Raw genomic sequence first — 15,421 nt, forward strand, 5'->3', positions numbered from 1 at the left:
TTCCACAACCAGCCGTTCATGTTGTCTCTGTACACCTTTGAGGCGGCCGCACTCGGCGGCCCGGACCACGAGGAGTAACCATGCCTGATTTCGTCACCACTCTTGCCGCTCTCTCCGACCTGCTGGTCGCGTTCAACGCCTTCAACGGCCTCAGCTGACGGTTGTGGATGGTCGATCGTTTTCGATAGTTGACCGTTCGACCAGATCCTGACTGTGCGATTCTTGGTGGGTGAATTCCGACGGGAGTGACGACGACGCCGACGAGGCTCAGGCGCGTCTACTCCTGGGCGCTCTGAACGAGCACGTCGAACGCTGCACCAACGGCATCGAGACTGCCGACCGGCGCGCGAGCACACTCCGAGCAGAAGGTGCTCGCGCGCCCGCGGAAATTCTCGAATCGGAGTCGCGTTCGTTGCGGGCCGAGTTGTACGAGGTCTCCCGGCACATCGATCGGCTCGTCCAGCGGTTCCCGACGGTGCGCCGCTAGATCGACGAGCGCGCGGGGTTGTGGCACAGGCCCTGTCCTGTGCACTAACGTGCGACCGTATGCGCTTCGACGAGTACCGGACATTCGACGCCCTCGGTTTGGCCGAACTGGTGCAGGCGGGGCAGGTGACCGCGACCGAATTGCTCGACGTCGCCCGTGACCGAGCCAGGGTCGTCAACCCCCGAATCAACGCGATCGTGCGCTTCATGGACTCGCAGGCCAGAGACCTCGTGAAGCGCGGGGCCACAGGGCCGTTCGCCGGGGTCCCGTTTCTTCTGAAGGACCTGCACCAGGACTACGCCGGCGTCCCGACGAGTTGCGGCTCGAGTTCGCTCGCCTCGATCCCTGCCGCCGAGCACGCGACGGTGGTTCAGCGTTGGATCGACGCGGGTGTCACCGTGTTCGGGCGGACCAACACCCCCGAGTTCGGCGCCAAGGGCATCACCGAACCCGACTTGTTCGGCCCCACACGCAACCCGTGGGACCTGACCCGGACACCGGGAGGTTCGTCCGGCGGGTCGGCCGCCGCCGTGGCGTCCGGGATTCTCCCCGTGGCCGGAGCCAGTGACGGAGGCGGCTCGATCCGCATCCCGGCCGCGTGCTGCGGATTGGTGGGCCTCAAACCCGGACGCGGACTGATTCCGATGGGACCGACGTCGGGCGAAGCGATGCACGGGGCCGCGACCCAAGGGGTGGTGTCGCGCTCGGTTCGCGACACCGCGGCCATGCTCGACGTACTGGCCGGCGGCGAGCCCAACGGACCGTACTCGCCTGCAATGCCGACCGAGACGTTCCTGTCTCAGGTCGCACGGGATCCCGGTTCTCTGCGGATCGGCGTGTGCACCTCGTCGAGCATCAACTCGTCGCCACATCCGCAGGCCATTGCCGCCGTGAATGCTGCGGCGACATCGCTGGAAGGACTCGGGCATCGGATCGAGTTGCTCGACGCACAGCCCTTCGACGACGCCGCACTCGCGCGTGATTTCCTGCTGACCTGGTTCGTCTACCTGGCGTGGGAGATGGACGACGCCAAACGCCGATCCGGTTGCGGGAACAGCGCTTTCGAGGTCGACACCCAGATCATGGCTGCGCTGGGCCGCGCCTACAGCAGCGTCGAGTACGTCGACGCCGTCGAGCGCCGACACGCACACGTGCGTCGGTTGACGACGTTCTTCGAGTCGTACGATCTTCTGCTGACGCCGACCTTGGCGGATCTGCCTCCGAAGATCGGGTCACTCGACACACCCAAGCTCACGTCGATCGCGGCGGCGGGCCTGCTGAAGACCGGCACCGCGGGTCTGCTCAGGCATTCCGCACTGGTCGATCAGATGATCGATGCCAACCTCGGCTGGGTGCCCTACACCCAACTTGCGAACCTCACCGGCCGGCCGGCGATGTCGCTCCCTCTGCACTGGACTCCGGAGGGTCTGCCGATGGGAGTGCAGTTCGTCGCTCCGCTGGGCGGTGAGTCGACCCTGCTTCGGTTGGCCGGTCAGCTCGAGCAGGCACTGCCGTGGGCGCAGCGCTACGCGACCGCGTACGGCCGCGTGGACAGCGCGAACGTGTAGCCCGGCTACGCCCGTTCAGCGATCCGGTCCGGGACCCGGCTGGCAGTGCGGGCACCACCACGTTCGGCGACGCTCCGGGTCGCCGGGAACTTCGTCCACCACCCGGATCGTCGTCCCACATCGTAGGCACGGTTTGTGCGCACGTCCCGACACCCAGTGCTGCCGGCCGGGTCGCTTGTCACCCGTCGTGACCTGCATTGCTCCCGGCACGGTTGCGGAGTGCCGCATGGTTTTTCGGGTCAACGCCACCAGCGCCGCCGCGTCGACCTCACCCGCGGGCCGCCACGGTGACAGTCCCCGCAGGAAGCACAATTCGTTCGCCCACAGGTTCCCCGGTCCTGCCATGACGCGTTGGTCCAGCAACACCGCGACGATGGGCCTCGACGGGTCGGCGAGGACGTTCGCGGCGGCCACGGCCGCGTCGAAGTCGTCGTGCAACGGATCCGGTCCCAGGTGGTCGGTCCACTGGTGCGCATCGCCGGTCTTCGCCAACTGCACGACCGGAAGGTTCAGGCCGTACGCGGTCGGTCCGTTCTCCACGGCCAGACGGACGCGGACCTCGGGATCGAGCCGGGAGGGTAACCGTCGGCCCGCTCGGACGACGGTCCACGAACCGGTCATCTTCAGGTGCGTGTGCAGTGTGATGTCGCCGTCGAAATCGGTCAGCAGGTGTTTGCCGATGGTGCGATGACGCAGGATCGTCTGTCCGGTCAGGTCTTCGGTCGCGTGCGCCGGAACCTGAAGTCGTCCGGACGCGAGGCTTTGGCCGTCGAGGGCCGGTCGCAGCTTTCTGGCGAGCTGAAAGACGGTGTCGCCTTCGGGCATTCGTTACCGCCTAACGCGTCGGTTCGGCTCTGTACCGGTCGTCGTCGAGTTCGCTTCCGGCCAATTCTGCCGCCAATTGTTCCTCGAAGTCACGTGCGGACGCCATGGCCGGTGATTCGGGGCTCGAGCGTCGACGCGGTTCGACGGCCAATCCTGCGCTGCGTGCCGCCGCGAGTACGACGGTGGCCACGTCGACATCGAGAGCGGCCGCCGCCGCCGCGAGCGTAGAGGGTTCGGGAAATGTCGACAGCGGCGTCCCCGTCGCCCACTGTCTCCACGACTCCTCCGGCACCGGCCCACGGTAACGGTCGACGAGTTCGTCGAGCGACCAGCGGCGGGTGGCCAAGAATTCGTGAACCAAACGTTCGAGCGTCATGTGTCGTCTCCCTGGTTCCGACGGCGGAGATGAGACCCGGCCACCGACCCCCGAAGGGACCGATGGCCGGTCTCAGCAGCGCCCGCGGTCTCGAGGCGCCTGGCCTCGATCTAGTCGAGCGCGTCCTTCAGCTTTCCCAGAACGCCTTTCTCGGTTCCCACGGCGGCCGTCGCGGGCGCACCCTTCGCTCCGTCGTACGTCGCATAGAGCAACGGGTCGGGGGCCGGGGCACTTCCCTTGTCGCCCAACGGCTGCGGGTCCGCGAGAAAGCCCATCTGGTGGACGCCGTCGGGGGCGAGGCGGCTGGCCCAGCCGCCGGTCTGCGACATCTCACCGTCGGACAGGTGCCACAGGTCGGTGGCGTGCTCCGCGTACTCCTCGTCCATCAGCGCGTTCGGCACGACCACATCTTCGTACCCGTCCGTCTGCAGTTCCTCGATGGCGGCGAGCCACAGGTTCTGGTGGTGGGTGTCGCGGGCGAGGTTGAACTTCAGCATCGCCTTGACGCCCGGATCGTCGGTCATGTTGTACAGACGCGCAGTCTGCAAGCGCCCCTGCGCTTCTGCCGCGACGTTGGCGCGGAAGTCGGCGAGCAAATTGCCGCTGGCGATGATGTAGCGCCCGTTCCAGGGATACCCGTTGCTGTCGGCCGGCAACGCTCCGCCGCCGGCCACGATTGCCTGCTGCGGGTCCATTCCGCCCATGACCGCCGCGACGACGGGATCGCCGGCGGCCGCTGTCGTCGGGTCGGTGGCGGGCGCCCCTTCGAGTAGACGCGCAACCATCACCGCGAGCATCTCCACGTGGCCGATTTCCTCGGTGGCGATGTCCATGATGAGGTCCTTGTACTTGCCCTCCATGCGGCAGTTCCAACCCTGGAACAGGTACTGCATTGTTACGGTCATCTCGCCGAACGCGCCGCCGATCAGCTCCTGGAGTTTGTGGGCGTAGACCGGGTCGGGCTTTTCCGGCTTGGCGTCGAATTGCAGATAATCGGTGTGACGGAACATGATCGAACTCCAGATGTCTGGTGTCACCGGAATGTGCTTCACTCGTCGCGGGAGACTTCACGACGATCAGGCACCTATGAGCAGGGTGCGCTCGGCACTCTCCGCTGCCAGGCGGATACCCAGGGCTTCCGGTCTCAATCAGTCGTGAAGCCTACGAATCGAAATCGGTGCTGCGACTGACGACCTCCCACGCGTCGACGTCGGAGAGCAGCGAATCGAGTGCTCCGCGGAAGGCGTCGACGGAATCGTTGCCGAGGAGCAGCATGAACGGCGGATCGTCCGATTCGATCGCCTGGATCAGGACAGCAGCGGCTCTGGTGGGGTCGCCCGCCTGCGTGCCGTGGGCGGTGTCGTTCTCGAGCCGGCGCGCGCCTGCCGTGTCTGCGTAGTCGGCGATGGGGACCTCGGACTGCGTCAGTGATCGGCCCGCGAAATCGGTTCGGAAAGCGCCGGGTTCGACGGCGACGGCACGAATCCCCAACGGCGACACCTCACGTCGCAGTGAGAGTGTGAGCGCTTCGATCGCCGCCTTGACCGCCGAGTAATACCCGGAGCCGGCCGGCGAGATCCGCGCGCCTATCGACGAGAGGTTGACGATGGTGCCGGAGCGTCGCTCTCGCATTCCGGGAAGAACGGCCTTGACCGTGCGCATCGTGCCGAACACATGAGTGTCGAACAACCGTCGGACGGCGTCGTCCTCCCCTTCTTCGACGGCTGCGCGGTAGCCGTATCCGGCGTTGTTCACCAGCACGTCGATGCTGCCGAAGCGGTCGATGCCCGCGCCGACCACCGTGTTCACCTGCTCGTCGTCGGTGACGTCGAGGGCGACCGCCAGTGCGGTGTCCGGGAACCGCCCGGCGATGTCGTCCACCGAATCGACGTTGCGAGCCGTGACGACGACGTTGTCGCCGTGTGCGAGGACGGCCTCCGCGAGGTCACGTCCGAGGCCGGTGGAACAGCCGGTGATGAGCCAGGTTTTCATGGAGGTCCTGTCGTTGTGAGTGTGGATTCGACAGTACGGTTCGGTCGATCGCGGCGGACCGGCAATCGGGCACAATCGATCTCGCTCAGCGAGAAAGAAGCTCCCCGATCTTCTCGTGGAACCGCGGGGACAGTTCGATCCGTCCAAGGATGTATGCAGCCTCCCGAGTTGAGCCGGATCCTCGCCAAGCAGGACGGCGTGATCAGCGCCGGGCAGGCACTGCGCGCCGGACTGAGTCGCGCGGCGATCGGCCGCCGCGTACAGACGGGTCGGTGGCGATCGGTCGGCCCCGGCGTCTACCTCAGCGCGGACCGTCAGCTGACCGACGCGGCTGAACTTCGAGCTGCTGTTCTCGGGGCAGGTGATCGTGCATGCGCCTACGGGCCGAGTGCACCGTGGTGGCACGGCCTACTGGATCGTGCGCCGCAGAAGCAGTGGGTGACAACGCCACGTCGGCGCAATATCAAGCGTGGCAACGGAATCACGGTGCGCAGACGCGACCTGCAGTACCGGGATGTCGACACGGTCCGCGGGTTGCGGGTGACGAATGTGCCGCTGACGGTGCTCGAAGCGGCCGTTCTCGTGCCCGATGGATCACGGCTGATGGATCGCGCCCTCCAGTTCAAGACCAATCTTCCGATACTGACGGCGGTGCACGAACTTCATGCGGGCCGTGCGGGAAGCGTGGAAGCCGCACGGCTATTGCGTATCGCTGCCGAGGGAGGACACTCGGAAGCCGAACGCATCCTGCTTCGCTTGCTTCGTGGAGCCGGAATCACCGGATGGCGTACCCACGTGAAAACCTGTGGCTACGAGGTGGACGTAGCGTTCGCTGTGCAACGGGTAGCCATCGAGGTGGACGGCTGGGCCTGGCATCGAGATGTCGAACGGTTCGACCACGATGCTCACCGGCAGAACGTGTTGATCAATGCGGGTTGGCACGTTCTTCGTTTCACCTATCACCGGATCGTCGGGGACCCGTCAGGCGTCCTTCTCGAAATCCGGCGAGCGATCGGGCACAATCGATCTCGCTGAGCGAGATAGAGAGTGCCCGATCGCCGCTAGTCGTCCGGACACATCACTCGGCCCGTTCCTGGACCAGCTCGTGACCCTGACCGACGCGGTCCTCGGTCCCGCCTGATGTGGGCGCCACGAAGCGCGGGATGAATGCGGCGAGCACGAACGACAGCACGGCAGCCCCCGCCGCCACGCCCATCGTGACGTGGAAGGCGGCCTCCGACGGAATCGACCGGCCGCCGAGGTCGATCGTCATCTGCGCGAGGATCACACCGGCGACGGCACTCGCGAACGATGTTCCGAGAGAACGCATCAGCGTGTTGAAGCTGTTGGCTGCACCGGTCTCCGATGCGGGGACGGCGCCCATGATGAGTGCGGGCATGGCGCCGTATGCGAGGCCGATGCCGGCGCCGATGACCATGGAGATGACGACGAGAAGCCAGACGGCGCTGAGGGTGACGACGCCGATGAAGTATCCGGCCGCGATGACGACCGCGCCCAGCATCAGAGTGGTCTTGGGTCCACGGGTGGTGGTGATCCGTGCGGACAGCGGGGCGACGAGCATCATGATGACTCCCGACGGTGCCATCACGAGGCCGGCGGCCAGGATCGACTGACCGAGGCCGTAGCCCGTGGCCGTGGGGAGCTGCAGTACCTGCGGGAACACCAAAGACATTGCGAACAAGGCAAATCCGATGGCGATGGACGCGAGGTTCGTGAACAACACCTGACGCCGGGTGGTGACGCGCAGATCGACCAACGGCAGCGGGGTGCGCAGCTCCCACCACGCCCAGAATGCGAACGCGGCGAGGGACAAGGCAAGCATGCCCAGCGTCGTGCCACTGGTCCATCCCCAACTCGACCCCTTCGAGATGGCCAGGAGGAGTGAGACGAGAGCGATCGACAGCGACGCGGCACCGGGGAAGTCGAAGCTGCCCCCGGCTCGGACCGTCGACTCGGGGACGACGGCGACAACCAGAGCGGTCACGACGACACCGAGCGCAGCCGACGTCCAGAAGAGGTAGTGCCAGTCGGCGTACTCGGCGATGAGGGCGGCAGCCGGAAGGCCCAGTGCGCCACCGACTCCCAGCGATGCGCTCATCAGGGCGACGGAGCCGGCCAGCTTCTCGCGAGGAAGGACGTCGCGCATGACGCTGATACCCAGTGGGATCACGCCCGATGCGAGGCCTTGCAGCACTCGACCGACGATGAGCGGCAGAACGGTGTCACTGAGTGCGCCGACGACCGAACCGACGACGAGCAGAGCGAGTCCGACGAGCAGCAGCCGACGCTTTCCGAACATGTCGCCGAGGCGGCCCATCACCGGTACCGCCACGGCGCCGGCCAGAAGGGTGGCCGTCACGACCCATGCCGTGTTCGCAGCGGACGTGTCCAGCAGCGTCGGTAGTTGCGGGATGATGGGAATGACGAGCGTCTGCATCAAGGCGACGACGATGCCGGCGAAGGCGAGGACCGCGACGATTCCGTTGGTGCCCTGAGCTTTCGGCGCCGTGGCGTCCGGTGAACGTGTGGACATCGCCACTCCTCCAGTAAACCGTTGGTAAAGTTTTTAAATCAACTGACTTAGAGAATTTAAGTCATGTGATTGAATATGGCAAACGGAGGAGATGCACGTGCACGGTGACGACACGCGAGACGTGATCATTGCGGCCGCCGAGGAGTTGTTCGCCGAGCGCGGTGTGTTTGCGGTGTCGAACAGGCAGGTGAGCGAAGGCGCGGGACAGCGAAACAGCTCGGCCGTCGGCTACCACTTCGGGACCAAGGACGACCTGGTGCTCGCGATCGTCCAGAAGCACGCGGTGCCGATCGAGGAGAGTCGGAAACGGCTGCTGGCAGAGATCGAAGGATCGACCGACCTCCGTGACTGGGTCACGTGCCTTGTCGTGCCCTACATCGAACACCTCGTCACGATGGGGGCGCATTCGTCGTATGCGCGATTCAGTGCGCAGGTCATGACCGACCCGGCGCTGCGCGGGGTGATCTACGAAACCGCCTTGGAGTCACCGGCATTGCGCCGAATTCTGGCCGGACTGCAGAGCTGTGTCCGAGATCTGCCACCCTCGGTCCGCGCAGCGCGCGGCGACATGGCTCGACAACTCATCGTCCACATGAGTGCCGAGCGCGAGCGCGACGCCACGGGGAACTGGGCGGATTTCGGCGCAGACCTGGTGGACGCGATCGTCGGGATGTGGAGCGCGCCGGTCAGTCGGACGTGGGCGTGACGTACGTCCGGCGCTTGCGCCTGTCGGTCTCCGACAGCCCTCCCCAGACGCCGTGGCGCTCGTCGACGGCCAGCGCGTAGGCGCGGCACTCGGTGAGGACGGGGCATTGCTCGCAGATTTTGCGGGCTTTGGCGACCAGGATGCTGCGAGCGTGCCCGCGTTCGTTCTCGGGCGGATAGAAGACGTCGGCGTCCATTCCGCGGCATGCCGCCCCGAGACGCCATTCGGCCTGATCGAATGCGGGGGAATTGGTGGTCATCGATTCGGCTCCGGCCGGCAATCGGGCATCGAATGCGTTGCTCGACATACAGATCGAGCGCTGTCCTGTGTTCCCGGGCGAAGAGTCGACGACGTGGCCTGTGCGGCGACGACGTGGATCCCGGTTCGGCTGTTGTCCCCAGCAATCTCCAGTGCATACTCCCCGACAGGTTTTGTCAATTTCTCACATCGGACCGGTGGCGTCGTGAGGAATCACAACCTGGTTGAGTACCCGTCATGAGCTCACGCCGTGCTGCCGCGTTCGTTGCTGCGTTCGTGTCGGCTGCCACCCTCGTCGGATGCTCGTCGGCGACGACCGACGCGCCGCCCCCCGTCACCACCTCGCGCGTCGATTCGCCGTCGCCGTTCGTTGCGCTCGAGAGTCGCGACTCGGCCCGACTCGGAGTCGCCGCTATCGACCTGTCGTCGGGTCGGACCCAGAACAATCGGTCCGACGAACGATTCCCGTTCTGCTCCACGTTCAAGGTCTACGCGGTGGGTGCGGTGCTCGCGGCCGTGGACGCAGGCCGATTGTCGTTGTCCGACACCAGAATCGTCACCGCCGAGGACAAGGTGCCCGGATCTGCGGTGGACTGGCCCGCCGGGTCGACGGTCACCGTCGCCGACCTCGCGTCTGCCGCTCTCACCAAGAGCGACAACACCTCCGGCAATCTGCTCATTCGGGAAGCCGGAGGAACTGCTGCGCTGACATCGTTTGCGCATTCGTTGGGAGACAACGAGTTCCGGCTCGACCGCACGGAACCCGAGCTGAACACCGCGATTCCGGAGGACCCGCGCGACACCACCACACCTGCCTCGTTGGCCGCCGGATATCGGACTCTGCTCGACGGCGACGTGCTGAGCGGGCCGTCCCGCGAGCAGTTGCTCACGTGGATGGGGAGCACCGAGACGTCCACCGCGCGGTTCCGGGCTGGCATTCCCGAGGGATGGACGTCGGCCGACAAGACGGGCACCGGAAGCTACGGCGTATCGAACGACGCGGGGCTTCTGCTCGGCCCGGACGGTCGACGGATTCTCCTCGTCGTTCTGAGCACCACAACGTCCGGCGACGAGAACGCGCCGGCCATGAACGCACTGGTGGCGGACACGACGCGTCTCGTCGTCGCGGGCTCGTGATCAGACCGGGACGGCGTCGGCCAGGAACGCGAGCTGATCGGCGATGACGGTGGGGAACAGCGGTTCGACGTAGGGGTCGAAATGTCCGCCCGGGTAGGTCTTGACGACTCCGTTCCGGATCTTGGACGCGGCCTTCAGTGCGACCGCGGTGGGAGTGATCGAATCCTCGGTCACGATCTGCACCAGCGCGGGGCAGGTGATCGCCGACGCGTGGCGCCCCGGCGAGTAGAGGCCGATCCGCAGCAGAATCCGCCCCGCGACGTCCATGGGATAGGCGTCCGGCGTCAGCCCCGATTCCGAGATCAGCTTGGAGTAACCGGGCTCGGCGTCCGGGGTGGCCATCACCGCTTTCGAGCCCGGCGTACCGGCGGCGGCAACGTAGAGAGGTGCGCGCCCGAGCAGGCTGCGTACCTGATCGCCGAGGGCGTACGGGGCGAGGCGCAGAGACTGCTTGACGCCGGTGGCGCGCACCGCGGCCGGCCCACTGATGTGGGGAACCTGCGCGATGACGGCAGCGAGCGGCTCGCCGGATGCCGCGAGTGTGATGACGTGTCCGCCGGAGAACGATGTTCCCCACGCGACGACCTTTCCGGCGTCGACGCCGTCCAGGGCGCGGGTGAATTTCAGAGCGCTGCGCCAGTCGTCGAGCTGGGCGTCGATGTCGAGCACTTGCCGGGGTTCACCCTCGCTCTCACCGAAGCCGCGGTAGTCGAAGACCACCACGGTGTACCCGGCGTCGGCGAATCGCTCGGCGTAGGCGTAGAGCCGCAGAGCTCGGACTCCGTTGAAACCGTGCGCCATGACCACGGCCGGACCGGTCTGCGACTCGGGCCGAAAGACCGCGGCCGCGCAGCGAACCCCCCTCGAATCGAACTGTTCCTCGGTGCGTGTGAACCCCACGTCGTAACCCCCCTTGTTCGGTGATCAAGACAAGTTAGCACCGGCTCGACGGGGTCGACCGATCGGTCATCCCAAGCCGAACGGCGAATGCCTCTTCTCGTACGCCTCACGCTCGGCGTCGATGCGTTGCTGTTTCTTCGGGTTCTGCAACGTCGGGGGCAAGCCGTGCCGTTCGAGGCGGCGCATGCGGTTCTGCTCCATGTACGCGGCGGTGTAGAACAGCGCGAGTAGCACGCCGAGCAGGATCATCGCGCCGCGCAGCCACAGTTCACCGGGAAACAGCAGGAACGCGGCGAACACCGGTGAGAACAGCACCATGTTGCGCGCGAGGTGCCGCGGGACCGCTCTCGGACCGACGAGGTCGTTGCGCACCCAGTCCTGCATCGAGGGGGGAAGGGTGCGGCCGGCGGCATAGCCGAGCCATTGAATCGGGTTGGGTCGGGTGGTGCTCATATAGCTCCAGCTGTCTGTGCGGCGGTGTTGATGCGGGTGAGAACGGAGTGCAGTTCGACGATCTCGTCCATCTCGACTCCGAGTTTGTCCATCACGGCACCGGGAATCGCGAGCGCCTCGTTCCTCAATTCGGAGCCGGCGTCGGTCAGGGAGACGAGGAGTGTCCGTTCGTCGCCTTCGGCGCGGGTGCGGGTGAGCAGGCCCGCCGCTTCGAGTCGCTTCAGCAGCGGCGACAGGGTGGGCGAATCGAGTTGGAGGGCCGCGCCGATCTGCTTGACGGACATCGGCGAGTTACCCCAGAGGGCGAGCATCACCAGGTACTGCGGGTGGGTGAGACCCATCGGTTCGAGCAGCGGGCGGTACACCGCGAGGACTGCGCGATTGGTGACGGCCAGAGCGAAACAGACCTGACGATCGAGGGCGAGGGGATCCACGGCCGCCAGTGTAGTCACAGTTCGTGCACTAACCAATAGCGTGCGAACTAATTGACCGGCACGAAAAACGGGGAGCCTCCCGCAGGAGACTCCCCGTTCGACGAGCGTGCGTCAGGCCAGTGCGGCCAGAAGCTGCGTGCGCTGGGCCGTGCCCAGTCCGCCGATGCGTCGCGTCGGGGTGATCCCGATGGTGGTCATGAGTTCGGCAGCTTTGACCTTGCCGACGCCGGGAAGTGACTCGAGGGCGTACGAGACCTTGGTCTTCGCCACGATCGCGTCGTCGGCGGACTTGTCGAGGAGCGACTGGAAGGTCAGCTCTCCGGCCTTGAGCTGTTCACGCAGCTTGGTGCGCGCCGTGCGGGCTGCAGCAGCCTTGGCGAGGGCGTCGGCGCGCTGTTCGGGGGTCAGTGTGGGCAATGCCATTGGGTGTCGGCCTTTCGTGTTGCGGTGTGGTCACAGTAAGCCAGAAGACCGACAGTCTATGGACCCACCTCGTTCGGCGAGTCAGACACCGTGGGCGAAATCGCGGAGCTCGCTACGCTCGGTGTCCGCCGTCACGGCAGTCGTCCATATCACTCTCGGGAGCAGGTAGAACCCGAGCGCCTCGATCGACCAGCAGGTCCACGGTACCGGTCGCGGTGAGCGTCACGCCCCGGTGCACCCGGTTCTCGGCGGTTTTCGCCTCCGAATCGGTCCTGTCGCGGGAGTCACGTGTGTTCTCCGCCGACGACGGGTAACCCGACGCACAACAGAAAGCAGGTTTCGACGTGCGTGTTCTCGTCACGGGTTCCACCGGCTACATCGGGTCTCGATTGATCCCGATCCTTCTCGACCGGGGGCACGACATCGTCGCGGCGATGCGCGACCCGAAGAAGAAGAACAACTTCGCGTGGGGTGACCGCGTGGAGACCACACACTTCGATCTGGACGACCACGATTCGTTCGACGACGCGACGGTCGGGGTCGACGCGGTCGTCTATCTCGTCCACTCGATGGACGAGGGCGACTTCGTGACCAAGGACCGGGAGGCGGCGGAGCGTCTGGCGCGTGCTGCCGAGAAGAACTCGGTGGGCCGGATCGTCTACCTGTCCGGCACCGTGCCCGACGACGGCACGGCGCTGTCGGATCACATCAAGTCCCGTTTGCAGGTCGAGGAAGCGTTCGACGCCGGCGCCGTCGACTCCACTGCATTGCGTGCCGCGATCATTCTCGGTTCGGGTTCCACGTCCTTCGAGCTGGTCCGCCGGATGAGCGAACGACTGCCCGTCACGCCCATTCCCACCTGGATGAAGCGGAAGGTGCAGCCCATTGCGGTGGCCGACGTACTGACCGTCATCGCCGAGGCACTCGGTCCGACGGCGAAGCCCGGGTCCTTCGACATCGGAGGCACCGAGGTGCTGACGTACCCGGAACTGCTGAAGACGTACGCGCAGGTTGCCGGGTTGCGACGGCCGCAGGTGTCCATTCCGTTTCTGCCGACGGCGCTCGTGGGGCGCTCCGTCGCGGCCATCACTCGGATGCCGAAGGGCACCGTGGTCTCGTTGGTCGAGAGTCTCGAGCACGACATGGTGGTCCGCCGCGGGAATGCAGCGATCGACGTCTTCGGAATCGAGAAGCCGATCGCGCTCACCGAGGCTCTGGCGCGCGCTATCACCGTTCGGTCCGGAAACGGAACCGAATCGGACGTCGACCCACTGGCCGCTGCCGACACCGATCCGGTGTGGGCCGGCGGCGTCGTCTCGATCGAGTCGGGCAAGGTCGAGCACCGTCCGGCAGGGTTGATCTCGCGGGCACTGCTGGGGGCAACGCGTCGCTGATACGACAAAAGGCGCGAACTCTCCGGGGAGAGTTCGCGCCTCGAGCGGGAGTATTTACTTCCTCTTGCCGGCGGCCTTGTCTGCTCGCCGCTGAGTGAACGCGCCGATCTTCTTCAGGCCCTTCGACACGGTGGTGGGTTGGCCCGCCCGCTGTTCGAGTGTGCCGCCGAGACCGAACATCAACCGCGCGAGAAGCGGGAAGCCGAACGCGACGAGCAAGTACCGGTAGATGTACTTGCGTGCCAGGAGTGGCAGCATCAGCGAACCGCGCGACGCAGGCGGATCGCTGCGCCGAGGATGAGGGCGATGACGGCTCCGACGATCGCCGCGCCGAGCAGCGACACGCCCACCGACAGGTCGAAGTTCCACCCGATGAAGTTGATGTTCTGGTGCACGGTGTTCTGCAGAACGAAGATCACCAGCGCGACGATCAGGACGAGCGCGATGAGCAACGAGAACTTGGACGCGAATCCGCCGGCCTTGCGAGCGGGGGTGCGGTTGGTGGTGGTCGACATGATGGTTCCTCTTTCTTCGGTGAGTGTTTCGGTGAGTGAACGTGCGGGCGAAGTTGATCAGGCGGTGCGGTTACGACCGGCGTCGAGCAGTCGGTAGACCCCGGCGGCCAGAGCGCCGCCGATCAGCGGGAAGACGACGAAGACCCAGAGTTGGCTCAGCGCGAGATCACCGGCCAGCAGCGCCGGGCCGAACGAGCGTGCCGGGTTGACGGACGTCGAGTCGATGCCGATGGCGATGAGGTGAATCACGGTGAGCGTCAAGCCGATCGGAACGCCGACTGCCGCGGACGGTGCGTGCGGGGCGGTCACCGCCAGGACGACACCGACCAGGAGTGCAGTCAGCACGATCTCGGTGATCGCGACGGGTACGAGGCCGTATCCACCGGTGGAGGCAGAACCGTATCCGTTGGTGCCCAGACCGTCGACGGCCTTGTCGTACCCCGGTCGTCCGGATGCGATCGCGAGTACCACCGCTGCACCGACGAGAGCGCCGACAAGCTGTGCGACAACGTATCCCGCGGCGCGGACCGCCGAGATACGGCCGGCGAGCATCGCGCCGAGGGTGACTGCCGGGTTCACGTGGCACCCGGAGATCGGTCCGATGGAGAACGCCAGCGCGAGCAGCGTGAGACCGAAAGCCAGTGCGATGCCCGGTGTTCCGACGGTGTCGCCAGCGAGAACGGCTGTGCCGACTCCGCCGATCACCAGGATTGCGGTACCGATTCCTTCGGCTGCGTAGACGGTGGGCGCCGAGTATTCGACCGTCATGTCGTGTGCGACTTCCTGCGATGTCATCGTCGCTGACCTTTCTGTGCGCGGCGCTCGTCGATCTTGCGGCGCACTACTTTCCACGTGACGCGGCCGAGACCTTCGTACAGCCGACTGGCAATACTTCGTTGTCCGCTCATCGGATGTGTCCTGCTTTCTGGCGCGACCGACGCCCGACCGTCGTCGATCGGTGGTGGTCGCCTGTGATGAATGCGCCGAAGCGCGAGAAGAATGATGGGCAAGCGGTGAAATAATCACGCCTGCAACGTGTTTCTGATGCTTGGTGCACTTACTGGTGTTGCTGCCGGTGGCGGGTCGGGTGGCGTCCACTCCCTCGGGAGACGCCCTCCGACCGCCGCGGCGGGTGAAGCCGTGAAAGGACGTCTTACTTGAAGGTGTCCTTGATGTTCTCGCCGACCTTCTTGACGCCGGCCGAACCCTGATCCTTCTTGCCTTCGGCTTCGAGATCCTTGTTGTCGGTGACGTCGCCGATGACCTCTTTGGCCTTGCCGACTGCGTCTTCGGCTGCGTTCTTTGCTTTGTCGATGAAGCTCATGGTGAATCCTTTCGGTAAGTGTTACTGCCTGTGACAGAGAGATAGTCGGTAGTTGCGAGCGAAACCGAACGCGCG

The 15,421-nt window shown here is 65.7% G+C and carries 20 protein-coding genes; 6 read left to right on the forward strand and 14 right to left on the reverse strand.

Annotated elements, in window-relative coordinates:
* The first annotated feature begins 229 nt into the window (after positions 1-229).
* A complete protein-coding gene (locus IEW02_RS18700) occupies positions 230-487 on the forward strand; it encodes a hypothetical protein (RefSeq protein ID WP_188546393.1) in 258 nt (85 codons plus the stop codon).
* A gap of 59 nt (positions 488-546) precedes the next feature.
* Positions 547-2,055, forward strand: coding sequence for an amidase (locus IEW02_RS18705; RefSeq protein ID WP_188546394.1), 1,509 nt, complete (start codon positions 547-549; stop codon positions 2,053-2,055).
* 15 nt (positions 2,056-2,070) lie between these two features.
* On the opposite strand, the gene IEW02_RS18710 is transcribed toward IEW02_RS18705, so the two are convergent.
* From IEW02_RS18710 to IEW02_RS18725, 4 genes are all read right to left on the reverse strand, one after another.
* The gene (locus IEW02_RS18710) at positions 2,071-2,880 is read right to left on the reverse strand and encodes a DNA-formamidopyrimidine glycosylase family protein (protein ID WP_188546395.1); all 810 of its coding nucleotides are present in this window, start codon (positions 2,878-2,880) and stop codon (positions 2,071-2,073) included.
* Positions 2,881-2,890: 10 nt separating this feature from the next.
* Positions 2,891-3,256: a hypothetical protein gene (locus IEW02_RS18715; RefSeq protein WP_188546396.1), complete on the reverse strand. Its 366-nt coding sequence runs from the start codon at positions 3,254-3,256 to the stop codon at positions 2,891-2,893.
* Positions 3,257-3,366: 110 nt separating this feature from the next.
* Positions 3,367-4,266, reverse strand: coding sequence for a manganese catalase (locus IEW02_RS18720; protein ID WP_188546628.1), 900 nt, complete (start codon positions 4,264-4,266; stop codon positions 3,367-3,369).
* A 151-nt stretch (positions 4,267-4,417) separates the two neighbouring features.
* Positions 4,418-5,248 (reverse strand): oxidoreductase, encoded by an 831-nt coding sequence (locus IEW02_RS18725; RefSeq protein ID WP_188546397.1) that lies wholly within the window; start codon positions 5,246-5,248, stop codon positions 4,418-4,420.
* A gap of 153 nt (positions 5,249-5,401) precedes the next feature.
* Here IEW02_RS18725 and IEW02_RS18730 point away from each other — a divergent pair, with 153 nt between their 5' ends.
* The gene (locus tag IEW02_RS18730; protein WP_188546398.1) at positions 5,402-6,283 is read left to right on the forward strand and encodes a PDDEXK-like endonuclease domain-containing protein; all 882 of its coding nucleotides are present in this window, start codon (positions 5,402-5,404) and stop codon (positions 6,281-6,283) included.
* Between the two features lie 43 nt (positions 6,284-6,326).
* Here the strand turns inward: IEW02_RS18730 and IEW02_RS18735 are convergent, their stop codons facing one another.
* Positions 6,327-7,802: an MFS transporter gene (locus tag IEW02_RS18735; RefSeq protein WP_188546399.1), complete on the reverse strand. Its 1,476-nt coding sequence runs from the start codon at positions 7,800-7,802 to the stop codon at positions 6,327-6,329.
* A gap of 91 nt (positions 7,803-7,893) precedes the next feature.
* Here IEW02_RS18735 and IEW02_RS18740 point away from each other — a divergent pair, with 91 nt between their 5' ends.
* Complete coding sequence (locus IEW02_RS18740) at positions 7,894-8,508, forward strand: TetR/AcrR family transcriptional regulator (RefSeq protein WP_188546400.1); 615 nt, start codon at positions 7,894-7,896, stop codon at positions 8,506-8,508.
* Here IEW02_RS18740 and IEW02_RS18745 read toward each other — a convergent pair.
* Complete coding sequence (locus IEW02_RS18745) at positions 8,489-8,767, reverse strand: WhiB family transcriptional regulator (protein WP_188546401.1); 279 nt, start codon at positions 8,765-8,767, stop codon at positions 8,489-8,491. The genes IEW02_RS18740 and IEW02_RS18745 overlap by 20 nt on opposite strands.
* Positions 8,768-9,003: 236 nt before the next feature.
* Between IEW02_RS18745 and bla the strand changes: the two genes are divergently transcribed.
* Positions 9,004-9,903: a class A beta-lactamase gene (gene bla, locus IEW02_RS18750; protein ID WP_188546402.1), complete on the forward strand. Its 900-nt coding sequence runs from the start codon at positions 9,004-9,006 to the stop codon at positions 9,901-9,903.
* On the opposite strand, the gene IEW02_RS18755 is transcribed toward bla, so the two are convergent.
* From IEW02_RS18755 to mihF, 4 genes are all read right to left on the reverse strand, one after another.
* Positions 9,904-10,803, reverse strand: coding sequence for an alpha/beta hydrolase (locus IEW02_RS18755; RefSeq protein WP_188546403.1), 900 nt, complete (start codon positions 10,801-10,803; stop codon positions 9,904-9,906). It lies immediately after the preceding gene.
* A gap of 66 nt (positions 10,804-10,869) precedes the next feature.
* Complete coding sequence (locus tag IEW02_RS18760; RefSeq protein ID WP_188546404.1) at positions 10,870-11,256, reverse strand: DUF5313 family protein; 387 nt, start codon at positions 11,254-11,256, stop codon at positions 10,870-10,872.
* Positions 11,253-11,699: a MarR family winged helix-turn-helix transcriptional regulator gene (locus tag IEW02_RS18765; RefSeq protein WP_229746173.1), complete on the reverse strand. Its 447-nt coding sequence runs from the start codon at positions 11,697-11,699 to the stop codon at positions 11,253-11,255. Before IEW02_RS18765 ends, IEW02_RS18760 begins: the two co-directional genes overlap by 4 nt.
* A 102-nt stretch (positions 11,700-11,801) precedes the next feature.
* The gene (mihF, locus tag IEW02_RS18770) at positions 11,802-12,113 is read right to left on the reverse strand and encodes an integration host factor, actinobacterial type (protein WP_188546405.1); all 312 of its coding nucleotides are present in this window, start codon (positions 12,111-12,113) and stop codon (positions 11,802-11,804) included.
* Positions 12,114-12,457: 344 nt separating this feature from the next.
* Here mihF and IEW02_RS18775 point away from each other — a divergent pair, with 344 nt between their 5' ends.
* A complete protein-coding gene (locus tag IEW02_RS18775; RefSeq protein WP_188546406.1) occupies positions 12,458-13,507 on the forward strand; it encodes an NAD(P)H-binding protein in 1,050 nt (349 codons plus the stop codon).
* Between the two features lie 54 nt (positions 13,508-13,561).
* Here the strand turns inward: IEW02_RS18775 and IEW02_RS18780 are convergent, their stop codons facing one another.
* From IEW02_RS18780 to IEW02_RS18795, 4 genes are all read right to left on the reverse strand, one after another.
* On the reverse strand, positions 13,562-13,765 hold the full coding sequence (locus tag IEW02_RS18780) for a hypothetical protein (protein WP_188546407.1): 204 nt from the start codon (positions 13,763-13,765) through the stop codon (positions 13,562-13,564).
* Positions 13,765-14,022: a lipopolysaccharide assembly protein LapA domain-containing protein gene (locus tag IEW02_RS18785; protein WP_188546408.1), complete on the reverse strand. Its 258-nt coding sequence runs from the start codon at positions 14,020-14,022 to the stop codon at positions 13,765-13,767. The genes IEW02_RS18780 and IEW02_RS18785 overlap by 1 nt, the downstream gene beginning before the upstream one ends.
* A 57-nt stretch (positions 14,023-14,079) precedes the next feature.
* Positions 14,080-14,817 carry an aquaporin gene (locus IEW02_RS18790; RefSeq protein ID WP_188546409.1) on the reverse strand — a complete coding sequence of 246 codons (738 nt, stop codon included), beginning with the start codon at positions 14,815-14,817 and terminating at the stop codon, positions 14,080-14,082.
* Between the two features lie 358 nt (positions 14,818-15,175).
* Positions 15,176-15,346 (reverse strand): CsbD family protein, encoded by a 171-nt coding sequence (locus IEW02_RS18795; RefSeq protein ID WP_188546410.1) that lies wholly within the window; start codon positions 15,344-15,346, stop codon positions 15,176-15,178.
* Between the last annotated feature and the right edge of the window lie 75 nt (positions 15,347-15,421).

This window comes from Rhodococcoides trifolii, from assembly GCF_014635345.1.
Lineage (GTDB): Bacteria > Actinomycetota > Actinomycetes > Mycobacteriales > Mycobacteriaceae > Rhodococcoides > Rhodococcoides trifolii.